12 protein-coding genes are annotated in these 16432 nt (G+C 72.9%); 3 read left to right on the forward strand and 9 right to left on the reverse strand.

Going from position 1 to position 16432, the window contains the following annotated elements; genetic code table 11:
• The first annotated feature begins 88 nt into the window (after positions 1-88).
• Positions 89-1216, forward strand: coding sequence for an XdhC/CoxI family protein (locus tag AB0917_RS09745; protein ID WP_366818970.1), 1128 nt, complete (start codon positions 89-91; stop codon positions 1214-1216).
• On the opposite strand, the gene AB0917_RS09750 is transcribed toward AB0917_RS09745, so the two are convergent.
• The 9 genes from AB0917_RS09750 to eccE all read right to left on the reverse strand — a co-directional run bounded on the left by AB0917_RS09750 (position 1206) and on the right by eccE (position 13322).
• Complete coding sequence (locus AB0917_RS09750; RefSeq protein ID WP_366818971.1) at positions 1206-2216, reverse strand: ABC transporter ATP-binding protein; 1011 nt, start codon at positions 2214-2216, stop codon at positions 1206-1208. The genes AB0917_RS09745 and AB0917_RS09750 overlap by 11 nt on opposite strands.
• A complete protein-coding gene (locus AB0917_RS09755; protein WP_366818972.1) occupies positions 2213-3283 on the reverse strand; it encodes an ABC transporter ATP-binding protein in 1071 nt (356 codons plus the stop codon). Before AB0917_RS09755 ends, AB0917_RS09750 begins: the two co-directional genes overlap by 4 nt.
• On the reverse strand, positions 3280-4221 hold the full coding sequence (locus tag AB0917_RS09760) for an ABC transporter permease (RefSeq protein ID WP_366818973.1): 942 nt from the start codon (positions 4219-4221) through the stop codon (positions 3280-3282). Before AB0917_RS09760 ends, AB0917_RS09755 begins: the two co-directional genes overlap by 4 nt.
• A complete protein-coding gene (locus AB0917_RS09765; RefSeq protein ID WP_366818974.1) occupies positions 4218-5309 on the reverse strand; it encodes an ABC transporter permease in 1092 nt (363 codons plus the stop codon). Before AB0917_RS09765 ends, AB0917_RS09760 begins: the two co-directional genes overlap by 4 nt.
• A 3-nt stretch (positions 5310-5312) precedes the next feature.
• Entirely contained in the window at positions 5313-7190 is a 1878-nt protein-coding gene (locus AB0917_RS09770; protein WP_366818975.1) for an ABC transporter substrate-binding protein, read from the reverse strand.
• A gap of 196 nt (positions 7191-7386) precedes the next feature.
• On the reverse strand, positions 7387-10563 hold the full coding sequence (locus tag AB0917_RS09775; protein ID WP_366818976.1) for an SCO5717 family growth-regulating ATPase: 3177 nt from the start codon (positions 10561-10563) through the stop codon (positions 7387-7389).
• Positions 10564-10891: 328 nt separating this feature from the next.
• Positions 10892-11125: a DUF397 domain-containing protein gene (locus AB0917_RS09780; RefSeq protein ID WP_015611831.1), complete on the reverse strand. Its 234-nt coding sequence runs from the start codon at positions 11123-11125 to the stop codon at positions 10892-10894.
• A gap of 95 nt (positions 11126-11220) precedes the next feature.
• Positions 11221-11943: a hypothetical protein gene (locus AB0917_RS09785; protein ID WP_366818977.1), complete on the reverse strand. Its 723-nt coding sequence runs from the start codon at positions 11941-11943 to the stop codon at positions 11221-11223.
• A 29-nt stretch (positions 11944-11972) separates the two neighbouring features.
• A complete protein-coding gene (gene eccE, locus AB0917_RS09790; RefSeq protein WP_366818978.1) occupies positions 11973-13322 on the reverse strand; it encodes a type VII secretion protein EccE in 1350 nt (449 codons plus the stop codon).
• Between the two features lie 182 nt (positions 13323-13504).
• On the opposite strand from eccE, the gene eccB reads away from it, so the two are divergent.
• Together eccB and mycP are read left to right on the forward strand one after the other, a co-directional pair.
• A complete protein-coding gene (gene eccB / locus AB0917_RS09795) occupies positions 13505-15031 on the forward strand; it encodes a type VII secretion protein EccB (RefSeq protein WP_366818979.1) in 1527 nt (508 codons plus the stop codon).
• Positions 15032-15044: 13 nt separating this feature from the next.
• Complete coding sequence (mycP, locus tag AB0917_RS09800; protein WP_366818980.1) at positions 15045-16298, forward strand: type VII secretion-associated serine protease mycosin; 1254 nt, start codon at positions 15045-15047, stop codon at positions 16296-16298.
• Positions 16299-16432 lie beyond the last annotated feature (134 nt).

Below are 16432 nucleotides of genomic sequence, written 5' to 3' on the forward strand. Positions count from 1 at the left end.
GCGCCACGGCCGGATCGCGGCCCCGCCCGCACCCACCGACGTACCGCCCGACCGTGCGCCTGGCCCGGGGACGGCGGATGCTGACAGGGTGCGCGACATCCTGCCCGGCCTCCGAGCCCGCTGCGCCGCCGGTACGCCCTTCGCCCTGGCGACCGTCGTCGCCGTGCACGGCAGCGCGCCCCGCGACCCCGGTGCGGTCCTGGCCGTCGACGCGGAGGGCGCGGTGGTGGGCAGCGTCTCCGGGGGGTGCGTCGAGGGCGACCTGTACGAGGTGGCCCGCGAGGTGCTCGCCGGGGCGGGGCCGCGCGTGGTCACGTACGGGATCAGCGACGACGAGGCGTTCGGGGTCGGGCTGACGTGCGGCGGCACGATCGAGGTGCTGGTGCGTGCGTACGCGTCCCGAGCCGAGCTGGCGGACCTCGCGGCTCTGCTGGACCTGATCGCGGCCGGCCTGCCGGTCGCCGAGGCCACCGTCCTGTCCGGCGCGGCGGAGACCGGGGCCCGCCTGGTCGTCCGCCCCGCCGGGGCCGGGCCCGGCACCGGACCGCTCGGCACTCTCGGCGACGAAGGGCTCGACGCCGCCGTCACGGACGACGCCCGCGGGCTGCTGGCCCAGGGCCTCACCGGCATCCAGCGGTACGGGGCCCACGGGCAGCGGCGGATGGCAGAGGTCGCGGTTTTCGTCCGTTCCCACACCCCGCCGCCCCGCATGCTCGTCTTCGGGGCCATCGACCACGCGGCGGCCACCGCCCGCATCGGCTCGTTCCTCGGCTACCGGGTCACCGTCTGCGACGCCCGCCCCGCCTTCGCCACCCGGGAGCGGTTCCCCACCGCCGACGAGGTGGTGTGCGCCTGGCCGCACGACTACCTGGAGACGACCGAGGTCGACGCCCGTACGGTCATCTGCGTCCTCACCCACGACCCGAAGTTCGACGTGCCGCTGCTGGTCGCCGCCTCGCGCACTCCCGCCGCGTACATCGGGGTGATGGGCAGCCGCCGCACCCACCACGACCGCCTCGCCCGGCTCCGGGAGGCCGGGGTGGCCGAGGCCCAGCTGTCCCGCCTCGCCTCACCCGTGGGCCTCGACCTCGGAGCCCGTACGCCGGAGGAGACGGCGGTCTCCATCGCCGCCGAGATCATCCAGCACCGCTGGGGCGGGACGGGGAGGCCGCTCGGCGAGCTGACGGGCGCGATCCACCACCACCTCAGGCCTTAGCGCCGCACGCCGCAGCCCAGTGGCACGCCACCTGGGTCTCCGCCCCGCCGCCCAGCACCGGCAGATCCACCGTGCGGCAGGCCTCCGCCACTCCGGCCCGCTCCGCCTCGCCCGAGGCCAGGACCTGGCAGCGGACGTGGAAGCGGCAGCCGGAGGGGATCCGGGCGGGGTCCGGGGGCTCGCCGGTCAGGACGACCGGCTCGCCCTTCGCCTCCGGGAGGACGGACAACAGGGCCCGCGTGTACGGGTGTTGAGGAGCCGTGAGCAGCTGCTCGACCGGGCCCGTCTCGACGATCCGGCCGAGGTACATGACCGCCACCCGGTCCGCGATGTTCCAGGCCAGGCCGAGGTCGTGGGTGACCACCAGCGCGGAGAGCCCCAGCTCGTCCCGGAGCCGCAGCAGGAGGGCCAGGATCTCGCCCCGTACCGAGGCGTCCAGCGAGGCCACCGGCTCGTCGGCCACGATCAGCTCCGGCTCCAGCACCAGCGCCCCCGCGATCACCACGCGCTGGCGCTGACCGCCCGACAGCTCGTGCGGGTAGCGCAGGAAGAAGCGTTCCGGCGGCCGTAGACCCGCCCGGGACAGGGCCTCGGAGACGGCCGCCCGCTCGTCCCCGGCGTACGTGTGGATGCGCAGCCCCTCGGCCACCGCGTCGTACACCGTGTGCCGGGGGTTGAGCGAGCCGCTGGGGTCCTGGAGCACCAGTTGCACGCGCTTGCGGTACGCCTTGAGGGCCCGGCCCGCGTAGTCCAGCGGGGCGCCCCCGAAGGTGACCCGGCCGGCGGTGGGTGGCACCAGGCCGAGCAGCGAACGGGCCAGTGTCGTCTTGCCGCACCCCGACTCACCGACCAGCGCGACGATCTCGCCGGGCCGGATGTCGAGATCGACGCCGTCCACGGCACGGGCGGTGGCGCCCCCGCGCCGGCCGGGGAAGGCGACCTCCAGCGCTTCGGCGCTGAGGAGGGGCGTGGCGCTGACGAGGGGGGTCGTGCCGCTCATGGGGTGCTCCTCGATTCGTCGGCGGCCGGGGCCTCCACCAGCACGCAGGCCGCCCGCCGCTCGCCCCCGGCCTCCCGCAGCTCCTGGTCCTTTGTGGCGCAGGAGTCCAGCGCCACCGGGCAGCGCGGATGGAACGTACAGCCGCCCGGCAGCGCCGCCGGGTCCGGCGGATCGCCCGGCAGGCCGCGCGGGGCGCGCCGTGAGGAGAGGTCCCCGATCGTCGGGAAGGCGGCGGAGAGGGCCCGGCCGTACGGGTGGCGGGCGTCCGCGTACACCTGCCGGGCCGGGCCCTCCTCCACCACGCGCCCCGCGTACATCACCGCGAGCCGGTCGCAGGTGTCGGCGAGCACCGCCAGATCGTGGCTGATCATGATCAGCCCCACGTCCTGGTCGGCGACCAGCTGCTCGATCAGCCGCAGGATCTGCGCCTGGATCATCACGTCGAGCGCGGTCGTCGGCTCGTCCGCGACGATCAGCCGCGGATCGCAGGCCAGCGCCATCGCGATCATCACGCGCTGCCGCTGACCGCCGGACAGCTCGTGAGGGTACGCCTGGGCGCGGGCGGCGGGCAGCCCGACCTGTTCCAGCAGCTCCCCGGCGCGCCTGCGGGCGGCGGACACGGAGGACCCGCTGTGCAGGAGAATCGGTTCAGCGATCTGGTCCCCGACCCGGTGGACCGCGTTGAGCGAGTGCATCGCGCCCTGGAAGACGATCGACGCGCCCGCCCAGCGGACCGCCCGCAGCCGCCCCCACTTCATGGTCAGGACGTCCTCGCCGTCCAGCAGGATCTCGCCGGACAGCTCGGCCGAGGCGGGCAGCAGGCGCAGCAGCGCGAGCGCCAGCGTCGACTTCCCGCAGCCGGACTCCCCGGCGACACCGAGCTTCTGCCCGGCCTCCACCCGCAGATCGACCCCCCGTACGGCGGGGACGGCACCGCCCCCGCCGCCGTAGGTGACGGACAGGTTCCGCACCTCCAGGAGCGGCGGATCGGCGACGGGCCCCGACAGGCCGGGCGAGGCGGACGGGTCCGGCTCCGGTGTGGCGGTCGTCGCGGTCGTGGCGGTCAACGGGCCACCCCCAGCTTCGGGTTGAGCACGGACTCGATGGTGCGGCCGCACAGCGTGAAGGCGAGGGCGACCACGGCGATGGCGAGTCCGGGCGGGGCGAGGTACCACCAGTTGCCGGAGCTGACCGCCCCCGCCTCGCGGGCGTCCTGGAGCAGCCCGCCCCACGAGACGACCGTCGGATCGCCGAGCCCGAGGAAGGCGAGGGTGGCTTCGGTGAGGATGGCGGTGGAGATCACCAGCGTGGTCTGGGCGAGCACCAGCGGCATCACGTTGGGCAGCACGTGGCGGGACATGATGTGGCCGTGTCCGCCGCCGAGCGCCCGGGAGCGTTCGATGTACGGGCGGGACTCGACGGAGAGCGTCTGCGCCCGGACCAGGCGGGCGGTGGTCGGCCAGGTCGTCACGCCGATGGCCAGGATGGTCGTCCAGATCGACCGGGACAGGACCGTGGCCAGGGCGATGGCCAGCACGAGGGTCGGCATCACCAGGAACCAGTCGGTGATCCGCATGATGACGGTGGCGTACCAGCCCTTGAAGTGGCCCGCGGTGATCCCGATGAGGGTGCCGATGGCCACCGACAGGAACGCGGCGAGCAGGCCGACCGTCAGCGAGACCCGGGTGCCCCAGAGCATCAGGGCCAGCAGGCTGCGCCCGAACTGGTCGGTCCCGAGGGGGAATTCGCCGCTGGGCGCCTCCATCGGGCCGCCCGGGGCGTTGGTCACGCTCTGCGAGTCGGCCCCCACGAGCAGGGGCGCGGTCAGCGCCAGCAGCGCGATCACCGCCAGCACGGCGAGGCCGACGAGACCGGCCCGGTGCGTGCGGTACTGCCGCCAGAAGCGCCCGGCGGCCTGGCGCCGCCGGGCGCGGGCCAGGGCGCGTGGGCTCTGGCCCCGTACGTCCCCGGGTGTCTCCGGGGGCTTCTCCATCGACGTCGTCATCGGCCCACCCGGGGATCGAGCAGCGGATAGATCACATCGGCCAGCGTGTTCATCAGGATCACCGCGGAGGCGAAGACGAAGAACAGCGCCTGCACCAACGGCAGGTCGGGCACGCTCAGCGCCTGGTAGAAGAGGCCGCCGAGCCCCGGCCAGGAGAAGACCGTCTCCACCAGGATCGCCCCGGCCACCGTCGTACCGAGGTTCACGAAGAGCAGCGTCACGGTCGGCAGCAGCGCGTTCGGCACGGCGTGCTTCCGGCGTACGAGGTCGTCGCGCAGCCCCTTGGCGCGGGCGGTGGTCAGGTAGTCGCTGCCCATCTCGTCCAGCAGCGAGGAGCGCATCACCAGCAGGGTGCGCGCGTACTCCACCGCGACCAGGGTGATGACGGGCAGCACCATGTGGTGGGCGATGTCGAGGACCCGGTCGAAGCCGGTGGTCGAGCCGGTTTCCATGCCGCCGGTCGGGAAGAGCCCGGGGATCGGGCCGACGCCCACCGACAGGGTGATGATGAGGAGCAGGCCGAGCCAGAACGAGGGCACCGAGTACAGCGTCAGCGCGAACGCGGTGCCGGCCCGGTCCCCGGCAGAACCGTTACGCCAGGCGGAGCGGGCGCCGAGCCAGATGCCGAGCAGGGTGTAGATGACGAACGCCGTGCCGGTGAGCAGCAGGGTGGCGGGCAGCGCCTCGGCGATCTTGTCGATGACGGGGGCCCGGAACTGGTACGACGTACCGAAGTCGCCGGTCAGGGCCTTGCCGCAGTACTGGGTGAACTGCTGCCACAGCGGCAGGTCCAGCCCGAACTCGCGGCGCATCGCCGCGATCTGTTCGGTCGAGACCTGGCGGCCGCCGGTCATCTGCTTGACCGGGTCGCCGGGGATCAGCCGGAAGAGGAAGAAGCTGGTGACGAGGACGGCGAAGAGGGAGACGGCCGCCCCGGCCAGCTTGCCCGCCACGTAGCGGGCGTAGGCGGCCGCGGAGCGGGAGCGCGGGGAGCGGGCCGGCGGCCCGGCCGGAGCCGGGCCGCCGGACGCGGTGCTCTCCACGCCCGCTGCGCCCTTCAGCAGCGCGGGGGTGCTTTCTGAGCTCATGGGCTATTCACGGTCTTCCGCGGTGGAGCGGCGACGCATGGCGAACAGCAGTCCGCCACCGGCGAGGACGACGACGGCGATCCCGGCCCCGACGAGCACTCCGGTGGAGGAGCCACCGGAGTCGGAGGAGGACGACGAGGGGGCCCCGGCGGCCGGGACGGCCGACCACCAGCTCCAGTAGCCGTCCTGGCCGTAGATGTTGCCCGCGGCCGACGGCATGGTGGTGATGGACTCGATGTGGTCGGTGCGGTACGCCTCGACGGCATTCGGGTACGCCATGACGTTCATGTACCCGGTGTCGTACAGCCGCGACTCCAGTTGCCGCACAAGATCCGCCCGCTTGGCGGGGTCGTACTCGGCCAGTTGCTTCTTGTAGAGCTCGTCGTACTGTTTGTCGCAGATGAAGTTGTCGGTCGCGGCCGACTCCTTCGCCTTGGACGGCAGCGCGGCACAGGTGTGGATCGACAGGACGAAGTCGGGGTCCGGGTTGACGGACCAGCCGTCGAAGGCGAGGTCGTACTCACCGGCGTACCAGGGGTCGGAGACGTTGTCGAGGCAGTCGACCTTCAGCCCGATGCCCTGCTCGCCCCACCACTCCTGGAGGTACTTGCCGATCGCCTTGTCGTTGGGGTCGGTGGCGTGGCAGAGGATACGGAAGTCGAGCGGCCTGCCGTCCTCGCCGACGCGCTTGCCCGCGCTGTTCTTCCGGTACCCGGCCTCGTCCAGCAGGGCGGCGGCCTTCGCCGGGTCGTAGGAGAGCTTCTGACCGTCCGACGGCTTCCAGAAGTAGTCCGAGAAGCGCGGCGGGATGTACCCCTCGCCCTCCACGGCGTGGCCCTGGAAGACCTTGTCGATGATGGCCTTGCGGTCGACCGCCATGAACAGTGCGTGCCGCACCTTCTGGTCGAGCAGCGCCGGGTGGCCGTCGCCGAACTTCGTCCCGGCCTTGGTACGGGCTCCGGGGTTGACGGCGAGGGCGAAGAAGCGCCGGCCCGGGGCGTCGTTCACCTTGATGTCCGGGGTGTTCTCCAGCGAGGCGGACTGGGCCGGGGTCAGGCTCGGGCTGCCGGCGACGAAGGAGACCTCGCCCTTGCGCAGGGCGGCGACGGCCGCGTCCTGGTCCTTGTAGTAGCGGAAGACCAGCTCGTCGAACTTGGGCGACCCACGCCAGAAGTCCTTGTTGGCCTTGAGCTTCACATAGCTGTCGACCTTGTAGTCCGTCAGGATGAACGGGCCGTTCCCCACGATGGGGAAGTCCTTGTCGTTGTTGAACTTGGAGAAGTCGTCGACCTTCTCCCAGATGTGCTTCGGCACGATCGGCACATCGAGCGCGGCCATCGTGGCCTGCGGTTCCTTGAGCTGGATGACCAGCTTGTCCTTGCTGGGGGCGGTCACCTTCTCGAAGTTGCCGACGAAGCTGCCGTTGGAGGTGGCGGCGCCCTCGTCGTTCATCATCGTGTTGAACGTCCAGGCCGCGTCCTCGGCGGTCGCCTGCTGCCCGTCGGACCACTTCGAGTCCGGCCGGATCGTGTACGTCCACGTCAGCTTGGACTCGGACGGCTCCCAGGCGGTGGCGAGCCCCGGGATCGCCTTGTTGTCCTTGGCGTCGTAGTTGGTCAGGTAGTCGTACATGAGCCGGTGGATGCTCGTGCTGACCAGCCGCTGCGCGAGGAACGGGCTCAGCGAGTCGACGCTCTGCGCGACGGCGACCGTGAGCGTCGTCCCCCCGTCGTCGGCGCGGGCCTCGGAGGGCGCGGGCGCGAGCGGGTTTCCGGGGACGACGGCCCCGGCGGTGAGCGCCAGGGCGGCTGCGCCGGAGGCCAGGAGGGTACGCAGGCGCCTGCCGGGCCGGGGGGTGTGGGGGGAGACTCTTGTGACCATGGACGGGGACCTCGCGTCATCACTCGCTCGAGAAGGCGGGCCGATCTCTGGTTCGCCAGCTGGTGAAGCGAAGGTCTATCAGCGGTCGCGGGGCTCGTCAACGGTCCGTCAAACCGTGTGTGGGCTGCGGAAATAGCCAAAAGGGCCCGCACCGCGCGAGCGGTGCGGGCCCTCATTGGTTCAGACCTCTAACGCCTTACTGGTGAGGGGCCTGCGGCGGCTGCGGAGGCGTCTGCTGCCACCCCGCCGGATCCACCGGACCCTGGGGATCGGGCGAGCCCGCCGGGTTGTCCTGACCATCCGGCCGACCCTGCGGCGGCGCGGCCGGAGCCGGTCCACCCGACTGGCCCTGCGGTCCACCTGGTTGGCCCTGTGCTCCACCCGGCTGGGTCTGCGAGGGCAGCGGCTGCTGCCACCCGTTCTGCGGTCCGCCCGGTCCCGGCTGCGGGGGGTAGGGCTGCTGCGGGGGCTGCGGGGCGCCCGGCTGTCCGGCTCCCTGGTATCCCCCGTACGGCGGCCGGCCCTGCTGGCCGGGGTAGGGCTGTTGACCCGGCATCGGCTGGCCCGGCCCGCCGTGCTGACCGGGGTACGGCTGCTGCTGGGGCTGCTGCTGGTAGGGCTGGCCGGGGGCGGGCTGCTGGGGCGCGTACGGCTGCTGGCCGCCGGGGCCGCCCGGCTGCTGGGGTGGGTAGGGCTGCTGCTGGTGCGAGGCGTGGGGCTGCTGGCCCGGCATCGGCTGACCGGGCATCGGCTGACCGGGCATCGGCTGGCCCGGCGCCGGGTAGCCCTGCTGGCCCGGCATCGGCGGGGCGTACTGCGGGGGCGGGTTCTGGCCGTCCGCCGTCCACAGCCCCTGCTGCTGCTGGGCGCGCGCGAAGTCCTCCGCGACGAGGGCCGAGAGGTTGAAGTACGCCTCCCGGGTCTTGGGCCGCATCATGTCCAGGTCGACCTCGGCGCCCGCCGCCAGGTGCTCGTCGAACGGGACGACCACGACGCCCCGGCAGCGCGTCTCGAAGTGCTGCACGATGTCGTCGACCTTGATCATCTTGCCGGTCTCGCGGACCCCCGAGATGACGGTGAGCGAACGCTGCACCAGGTCCGCGTAGCCGTGCGCCGAGAGCCAGTCCAGCGTGGTGGAGGCGCTGGAGGCACCGTCGACCGAGGGCGTGGAGATGATGATCAGCTGGTCGGCGAGGTCCAGCACGCCGCGCATGGCGCTGTAGAGGAGGCCGGTGCCCGAGTCGGTGAGGATGATCGGGTACTGCTTGCCGAGCACGTCGATCGCGCGCCGGTAGTCCTCGTCGTTGAACGCCGTGGAGACCGCGGGGTCCACGTCGTTGGCGATGATCTCCAGACCGGAGGGGGCCTGCGAGGTGAACCGCCGGATGTCCATGTACGAGTTGAGGTACGGGATCGCCTGGACCAGGTCGCGGATCGTGGCCCCGGTCTCGCGGCGCACCCGGCGCCCGAGCGTGCCCGCGTCGGGGTTGGCGTCGATGGCGAGGATCTTGTCCTGCCGCTCGGTGGCCAGGGTCGAGCCCAGCGCGGTCGTCGTGGTGGTCTTGCCGACCCCGCCCTTGAGGCTGATCACGGCGATCCGGTAGCAGGAGAGCACCGGCGTACGGATCAGCTCCAGCTTGCGCAGCCGCTCGGCCTCCTCCTTCTTCCCGCCCAGCTTGAACCGGGAGGCGGCGGAGGGGTTACGGCTGCTCTTCGCCTTCTGCTTGCCCCGCACGAGCCGGTCGGAGGAGAGCTCGACGGCCGCCGTGTACCCGAGGGGCGCGCCCGGCACGGAACGCTCGCGCTGGTCATGCGTGACCGGGGTGGGCCAGGCACCGCCGGAGCGGGGGTCGACGGGCTGGCCGGGGTGGCCCTGGCCCTGCGGACCCGGTTGGCCCTGGGGCTGGCCGGGGTGGCCCTGCTGCTGGCCCTGCTGTTGGTACGGCTCCGGCTGCTGCGGGGCGGTGGGGGCGGCGGGCGCGGGCAGGTTGTCGGGTGCGGACTGCGCCGGGAAGGGGGCTTGCGGGGGCTGCTGGGACTGCTGGGGTGGCTGGGGCGCGTTGGGGGCCTGGGGCGGTTGGGCCTGCGGGAAGCCGTAGCCGCCTTGCGCGCCCTGCGGAGGCTGGTGCTGCTGTTGCTGGGGGAAGCCGTAGCCGCCCGCGCCCTGGGGAGCCTGGGGGTGGGCCTGCGGCGGCAGGGGGGCGGCCGGTGCGCCCTGCGGCCCCTGGCCGGGGAACTGGTGGGGCTGGTGGGGCGCCTGCGGGAAGCCGTACCCGCCGGGGGCTTCGGTGGGCGGCACCGGGGCGGGCCACTGCGCCGCGGGCTGCGGTGCGGTGGGCTGCGGGGTGGCCGGCTGGAAGGCGGGCGGCAGCGGGGGCAGCGCGCCGCCCTCGGGGGGCGCGGACCACGGTGCCGGCGCGGCGGGGGCCGGCGGGCCGGGCAAGGCGGCGGGCGGGGCGCCCTGGGGAGCGGCGTCCTGCGGTACGGCGTCGGCCTGGGCGCTCGCGCCTGTTCCCGCACCTGTTCGGGGGTCTGTGCCTACGCCTGTGCCGGCCTCGGCGTCGGGTCCCTGGCCCCGGCCCGTGTCGCCGTCCGCGCTGTCGTCCGGTGCGGGCACGTCGTCCCCGTCGGCGCCGGCGGAGTCCGTGAGCTTCGGGGCGTCCGTGGTGGCCGATGCGTCCGTGTCGCTGCCCGTGCCCGTGCCCGTGCCCTTGCCCGTGCCCGAGTCGTGGTCGGCGGTGGCGGGACCGCTCGTACCGTCGGAGTCCGTGGAGCCCGTCTCCGTACGGGAGGAGGCCGGACCCGGCTCCGTACCGGACAGGCCGGAACCCGCTTCCGCCTCGCGCTCGGCGATCTCCCGCTTCAGGGCGGCCGGGGAGAACCGCATCGTGGCGCCGCTCTCCACATCGCCGCCCCCGAACGTGCCCGGGTCGTCAGGCCCCTCGGCGGAGGCGACCGGAGAGGCCGGAGAGGCCGGAGTGACCGGAGCGGTCGGAGTACCGGGAACGACAGGCCCGACCTGATCGGCGGGCGGAGCGGCCGCCTCCGGGGCCGCCGGCACGGCAGGCTCGACGGGCACGGGCACGGGCGCGGGTGCGTTCGCGGGCGGGGCCGCGGGATCCGGGGCCCAGTTGGGGTCGAAGCCGCCCGGGGACGGCTGCCCCGGTACGGACACGGGGGCCCCGTTCGGCGGCGGAGGCGCCAGGTGGGAGCCCGCTCCGCCCGAAGAATCCCCCGCCGCGTTCTGCGTGTACCAGGCGGGAGGGGTGTAGTCGATGGTGAACTCACCCGTCATCTCGGCGGGATCCGCGTCGGACGACTCGTCGACGGGCGTGTTCCATCCGCCGCGGGTCTCGTCCCGATCGCTGTTCACTATGCCTCCTGGTGTGGTCGAGCACCCTTGTGCCGTGGTGGGTGGGGGCGACCGGTCTCATGGGCCCGGTACGCCCGGCTCTCCCCCTTGCGACGCGCACAACCCGCTCACAGGTTTCCTCTGCCGCGCCCCACCCACCCTAATCGCCATCGGGCGAACTCCGGCAGGCCCCATCGCACGGCGAAGAACACCCCCCGGATCACGTACCGCTCCCCGGCGAACCGGGTACGGCGGAAACGGAAGAGGGAGGCGGTCGATTCGGACATGCGCCGACACGGCGAAGGGTGGCCGCCCGGCCGGGCAACCACCCTCGTACCGCGTACGGCGCCTACTTGAGGTCGAACTCACCGTCGCGCGCACCCAGGACGAACGCCCGCCACTCCGCCTCCGTGTACCGCAGGACGGTGTCCGGGTCCAGGGAGGAGCGCATGGCGACCGCGCCCCCGGGCAGATGCGCGATCTCGACCCGCTCCTCGACGTCCTCGGTGCCGGGCGCGCTCAGCCACTCCACGCCCGAGATGTCGAGAGCGTAGAGCTCGTCCTTTTCCTGCTGGGTGCCCATGCCGGCGTCCCTTCCGATCGAACTGTCGAACTGTGTCGTTGCCCGGCCCATGATCCCCGGTGAGAAGGCCGCGTGTGGTGCGAACGGGAGAGGAATCAGTCCATCCGGCGAGCTGTGCCCAGCAGACCGGTCTCCGCGTCCGTCGCGCTCGTCATCACCCAGTGGCGCTCGCGGCCCGCCACCCAGAGCGTCACACCGTCCGCCAGAGTCGGCAGCGCCTCGCTCTCGGCCGGTGCGAGCCCCAGGATCCGGCCGATCTGCTCCGCCTCGTCGGGCGAGACCCGCTGGATGCCCACGAGCGCCGAGGAACGCATCAACCGGGGTGCCACCGGGCTGAGATAGGGGAGCAGCGTCAACACGGACTGCCAGGGGGAGGAGATGACCCGGCCGCGCGGCGGTCGCATGCCGCAGTCCCGGATGACCACCACGGGGCTCCCGACCGTGGCACCCGTCGGCGGAACCCGCCCCACGTCGTACAGGGAGACGCACTCCAGCCCGGCGCCCGCCGCCTGCGCCAGCGTGGTCCAGGCCTGCACCCGGCCGGTCTCGACCGCCACCCGCGCACCCGTGCCGGCGGCGCGCAGCGCCAGCACCTGCGCGGTCCACAGGCCGCCGATCAACGTCACGTCGTACGGCACCGGCCGGTGGAACCCGATCAGCTGCGGGCGCCCCTCCGCGTCGTTGCCGATGATCACGCCGTCGTCGCCGACCGGGAGCGACAGGGCGCCCAGATGGCCGGTCGGCACGGTGTGGCCCGCGTGGCGGGGGCCGAGCAGCCCGCGCCTGGCCCCGGCCCACTCCGTCACACCCTGCGCCACCGCTGCTCCGCCTCTCCTCGACCGGATCGTCACTGGGCCCCTCCCAGCGGGAGCGTCGCCAGCACACCCGGCAGCTGTTCGCGGTCCAGCCGGGCCAGCCCCACCTTCGCGTGCCGGGCGGCCTGCTCCAACGTCCTGCGTACGCCGACCAGTTCGGTGTCCGACCCGCCGGTCACCCGGACATGGCCGCTGACGTTCGTCTCGCCCTGCCGCGCACCTCGCCGTACGGTCAGGCTGAAGGTGGTGGCGTACGCGGGCACCGACGTCAGCAGCGCGACGAGCTGCGGCAGCGGCGTCGCCCCCCGGCCCAACTCGGGCCAGCGGTCCACGGCGTACGTGGTGTGCCACCGGTCGTCGCACCGCCAGACCCGCGAGGTCTCCATCGTGCGCCGTTGAGGCGCGGCGTCCGGGCGCCCGGCGCGCCCCGACAGCAGCGGGTTGGCGCAGGCGGACGTGGCGACGGCCGAGTTCAGCTCGTCCTGGTCCAGCACCACCGCCCGGAACCCGGCCCCCGTGATCCGGCTCGCCACATGGTCCGCGACCCGTACCAGAGCGCGCTGGGCCCCCTCGATCCCGCCGCCGCGCGCCTCGACGGCCTCCCGGCACAGCTCCGGATCCAGCTTCACCGCCACCCAGGTCATCCGCAGGGCCGGCGCCCCGGTCTTGTCCTGGAGGGGCGCGTACGAGAGGCGGGCCACCGACTGCTGCGGCAGATGCGGAGCGGGAGCGGCCCGTACCTGCTGCACCAACTGCGCCGACTCCAGCACGATGTCGTCGACCCGGAGGGCGTCGCCCAGCAGCGACAGCGGCAGCGAACGGGCGCCGAACGCGGGCCGCAGCGCCTCACCGCTCGCCTCCACCCGCACCACGGCGGTCAGGAAGGTGCCGTCGCCGAGCATGCCCACCGTGCGGTGGTCGCGGTCGACATGGATGTGCGGGCCGAAGCCCGGCACGTTCTCCGCGACCGGGGCCAGCATCGGCTCCGCGGTGGCGGCCGGTGCGCTCGCCGCCCGCCGCCGGGCCTTCAACGCGAGGGCGCCCGACAGCCAGTCCTGGAGCGCGCGCCCCCGGCGCCGTACCACCGCGAGCAGCACCAGCAGCACGACGAGCACACCGGCGGGCACCAGCCACGCACCGCCGAGCGCCGCACCCACCACGGCCACGGCGAGCGCCGCCTCGATGATCACCAGCTGCCGCAGCAGCGGTCGCGCTCGGCCGGTCCGCGCGGCGGCGCGCAGGGTGGTGGCCGCGGGGGCGCTCGGCGTGCTCGACGCGGGGGCAGGGGCTGTGGCGGCCGGCTCGTTGCTGCGTTGCCGGCGGGAAGGCCCGGGGGTTCGGCGGCGGGACCGCCCGGTACGCTCTCGCGTAGCTGCACCCATTGCCGCGTTGCCCCCTCGTGTCCGTATTCACCGTTTTTTGCACGGGTGTTGACCGGGTGGTCACCCTACCTGAGCAGTGGGGGCCGAGCCTCTGGGGGCATAGTAGGGGCCCGGTGCGACGCCAGGGGCCGACGGTGCGTGTGGCACCCTGGTCGACCACTGGGGAGAAGGGGCAGCGGAACATGGCATCACGGCGGGACGAGCTCAACGCCTACACCTTTGCGAAGCGGAGGTTGATCGCACAGTTCCTGCAGCCCAACCCGACCGGCTCGGAGGAAGGCGCACCGCGCCCCCTGCGCGCGGTCGTGCCGGGAGCGATCATCGGCGTCGTCGTCCTCGCCGGCTTCGGCGCCTGGGGCATGTTCAAGCCGGTGGCCCCCAAGGAGTGGGACACCCCCAACGAGAACGTCATCATCGCCAGCAAGTCCACCACCCGTTACGTGGTGTTGAAGACCGGTGGCAAGAAACAGCTCCACCCCGTCCTGAACATGGCCTCGGCCAAGCTCCTGCTCGCGCAGGACAAGGGCAAGGTCGTCAACGTCGACGAATCGGTCCTGGACGACGGCACGATCCCGCACGGCGCGACGCTCGGCATCCCGTACGCCCCCGACCGGCTGCCCGACGCCAAGGACGCCGGATCCGCCAAGCGCTGGGCGGTCTGCGAGCGGCCAGGCGAGGGCGGCCAGGCCATCCAGAAGGCGGCCTTCGTCTTCGCCGAGCGCGAGGAGAACAGGACCGAGGGGAAGTCGAAGCTGTGGGGCGGCGAGGTGATGTACGTCGAGGGCCCCGACCGGACCCGCTACCTCGTGGACGCCACGGGCAAGGCCTACCCCGTCCCCGACGACGAACTGCTGCTGCGCACCCTGGTCGACCAGAACTCCAAGCCCCAGCGGGTCTCCGCCGCGTGGCTGGCGACCCTGCATCAGGGGGACCGGATCACCTTCCCGGCCCTGGACGGGGTCCCGGGCGACCCCGCGAACGTCCCGGGCACCCTGGACACCGGCGCGAACCGGGTCGGCATGGTCCTGGCCGCCACCGCCGGAACCAGGACCCAGAGTTACGTCGTCCTGCCCGGCAGGGTCGCCCCGGTCTCGGACTTCATCGCCAAGCTCCTGCTCAGCAGCCGGGACCTGACGACCCTCGGCCAGGCCGGCCAGGTGACGCCGGTGAGCGCCGCCGACTTCTCGCCGGGCAAGGCCTTCGGCGCGGAGCTGGACTGGCCCGTCCAGGAGCCGAAGACCGTCAACTCCCCGGACCTCACGAAGGGAAGCCGGAACACGGTGTGCAACGTCCTGCGCGAGGTCGACGCCGACAACGGCGCCACCACCCTCTCCACCTGGGTGGGTACGAGCTTCCCGGCGACGCTCCCCACCGGCTCCTCCAGCGCCTACGTCACCCCCGGATCCGGCGAGTTCTTCCGGCAGTTCAAGGGCTCCAAGACTGACGCCGGCTTCCTCTTCCTGGTCACCGACACCGGACTGCGCTACGCGATGCAGTCCAACAGCGACAGCGGCCAGGACGAGTCCGGCATCGGCGAGTCCGGCTCGGAGAAGGAGCGGCAGGAGCGCCGGCAGGAGGCGCAGCAGGCCCAGAACCTGCTCGGCTACAAGGACGTCGACCCCACCCCCGTACCGGCCGAGTGGTCCACGTTCCTGCCGACGGGCCCGCGCCTCTCGACGGGCGCGGCGAGCCAGCCGCAGGGCTCGTGAGGAGCGTACGGACATGACGCGCCCCACGACCGCGCCCACCAGGCGCCTCCTGACGGCAGCGGCGGCCACCGGAGTCCTTCTCGTCGCCCTCCCGGCCCCCACGGCCGCCGCGGACGACACGACCCAGTGCACGTTCCCGTCGAAGAAGTACCCCGGACGCCCCTGGTCGTTGCAGCGCGTGCTGATGGACGAGCTGTGGAAGCAGTCCACCGGGAAGGGGGTACGGGTGGCCGTCATCGACACCGGCGTCGACGTGAAGAACCCCCAGCTCACCCCCGCCGTGGACGTCAAGGCGGGCCGCAACCTGCTGCCGAAGGACCTCAAGACCGAGGACGGCAGGAAACTCGAACGCGGCAAGGAGAACGGCACCACCGACACGGTGGGCCACGGCACCAAGGTCGCCGGCATCATCGCCGCACGCGAGGCGAAGGGCACGGGCTTCACCGGCCTCGCCCCGGACGCGACGATCATCCCGATCCAGCAGAACGACGCCGACGGCAACGGATCGGCGAAGACCCTGGCCGAGGCCATCCACTACGCCGTCGACAAGGCCGATGCCGACATCATCAACATCTCCCAGGACACCGCCGGCGCCGTCGAGCCGACATCGGAGCTGAAGGAGGCGATCGACCACGCCCTGGCCCAGGACATCGTGGTCATCGCCTCAGCGGGCAACGACGGCATGGGCGGCAACGTCAAGCCCACCTACCCCGCCTCGTACGAGGGCGTCCTCGCCGTCGCCTCCTCGGACCGGAACAACGAACGCGCCTACTTCTCCCAGGGCGGCGGTTTCGTCGGCATCGCCGCCCCCGGCGTGGACATGATCTCCACCGTCCCCGGCGGCGGCCACTGCGCCGACAACGGCACCAGCTTCTCCGCCCCGTACGTCGCCGGAGTCGCCGCGCTGATCAAGGCCAAGCACCCCGACTGGAAGCAGCGGCAGATCGTGGCCCAGATCCAGCAGACGGCGGAGCGCTCGGTGGCCGGCCACGACCGCCACGTGGGCTGGGGCGTCGTCGACCCGGTACGCGCCCTGACCGAGGACGACAAGCCCATCGACCAGCCGGTCGCGAGAGAGGGCATGAGCAAAGGCGAAGCCCCGACCCCGGCCCGGTTCCACCTCGGCGAAACGGCCGACGAACGCAACGCCCGCCTCGCGACGTACGTCGTGGTGGGCGGTGGCGTCCTGGTGGCCACGATCGCCGGCGCGGCAGTGGCCGTACGGGACATGCGCCGCCGCACGAGGCGGCTGGCGGGCGGCGGCTGACACACGGGAAACGGCCACTGACGCACGAGAAGCGGCCACTGATACATGAGAAGCGGCCACTGACGCACGGGAAGCGGCCACTGATACATGACACAAGTCACGGGGCCACCAACCCAATTGGCCCGGCGTCACGC

This window comes from Streptomyces sp. NPDC007346, from assembly GCF_040703535.1.
Taxonomy (GTDB): Bacteria; Actinomycetota; Actinomycetes; order Streptomycetales; family Streptomycetaceae; genus Streptomyces.

Bases quoted from the DNA above. Each gene is read 5' to 3' on its own strand.
- eccB (WP_366818979.1), top strand. From the start codon at position 13,505: ATGGCATCACGGCGGGACGAGCTCAACGCCTACACCTTTGCGAAGCGG.
- AB0917_RS09780 (WP_015611831.1), bottom strand. From the start codon at position 11,125: ATGGGCACCCAGCAGGAAAAGGACGAGCTCTACGCTCTCGACATCTCG.
- eccE (WP_366818978.1), bottom strand. From the start codon at position 13,322: ATGGGTGCAGCTACGCGAGAGCGTACCGGGCGGTCCCGCCGCCGAACC.
- AB0917_RS09765 (WP_366818974.1), bottom strand. From the start codon at position 5,309: ATGAGCTCAGAAAGCACCCCCGCGCTGCTGAAGGGCGCAGCGGGCGTG.
- AB0917_RS09760 (WP_366818973.1), bottom strand. From the start codon at position 4,221: ATGACGACGTCGATGGAGAAGCCCCCGGAGACACCCGGGGACGTACGG.
- AB0917_RS09770 (WP_366818975.1), bottom strand. From the start codon at position 7,190: ATGGTCACAAGAGTCTCCCCCCACACCCCCCGGCCCGGCAGGCGCCTG.
- AB0917_RS09750 (WP_366818971.1), bottom strand. From the start codon at position 2,216: ATGAGCGGCACGACCCCCCTCGTCAGCGCCACGCCCCTCCTCAGCGCC.
- mycP (WP_366818980.1), top strand. From the start codon at position 15,045: ATGACGCGCCCCACGACCGCGCCCACCAGGCGCCTCCTGACGGCAGCG.